Genomic DNA, 847 nt, shown 5'->3' with positions numbered 1-847 from the left:
AGCCGGCCCTGCGCCTGGCCATGCAGACCCGCGAGCAGCACATCCGCCGCGAGAAGGCCACCAGCAACATCTGCACCGCCCAGGTGCTGCTGGCCAACATCGCCAGCATGTACGCCGTGTACCACGGCCCGCAGGGCCTGACCCGCATCGCCAAGCGCGTGCACCAGCTGACCGCGATCCTCGCCGAGGGCCTGAGCCAGCTGGGCGTGACCGTGGAGCAGGAACACTTCTTCGACACCCTGACCCTGGCCACCGGTGCCCGCACCGCCGAGCTGCACAGCCTGGCCCGCGCCCAGCGCCTCAACCTGCGCGAGGTGGATGCCGTCCGCCTCGGCCTGTCGCTGGACGAAACCACCACCCAGGCTGACGTCGAGCAACTCTGGGCGCTGTTCGCCAACGGCCAGGCCCTGCCGGTCTTCGCCGAACTGGCCGCCCGGGTCGCCAGCCGCCTGCCGGCCGCCCTGCTGCGCCAGAGCGCGATCCTCAGCCACCCGGTGTTCAACCGCTACCACTCGGAAACCGAGCTGATGCGCTACCTGCGCAAGCTGGCCGACAAGGACCTGGCGCTGGACCGCAGCATGATCCCGCTGGGCTCCTGCACCATGAAGCTGAACGCCGCCAGCGAAATGATCCCCATCACCTGGGCCGAGTTCGGCGCCCTGCACCCCTTCGCCCCGGCCGAGCAGGCCCAGGGCTACCTGGAGCTGACCCGCGAACTGGAAGCCATGCTCTGCCAGGCCACCGGCTATGACGCCGTGTCCCTGCAGCCCAACGCCGGCTCCCAGGGCGAATACGCCGGCCTGCTGGCGATCCGCGCCTATCACCGCAGCCGCGGCGACGACCAGCG

At 70.5% G+C, this 847-nt stretch carries 1 pseudogene; it reads left to right on the top strand.

Annotation, left to right across the window (positions count from 1 at the left end):
• A pseudogene (locus tag ACFW0B_RS25845) lies at window positions 1-847 on the top strand (glycine dehydrogenase (aminomethyl-transferring)); the annotation flags it as partial.

This window comes from Metapseudomonas phytobenefica, from assembly GCF_043392685.1.
Lineage (GTDB): Bacteria > Pseudomonadota > Gammaproteobacteria > Pseudomonadales > Pseudomonadaceae > Metapseudomonas.
The sequence above is the reverse complement of the archived record's forward strand: the minus strand, read 5'-3'. Positions and strand labels throughout refer to the sequence as shown.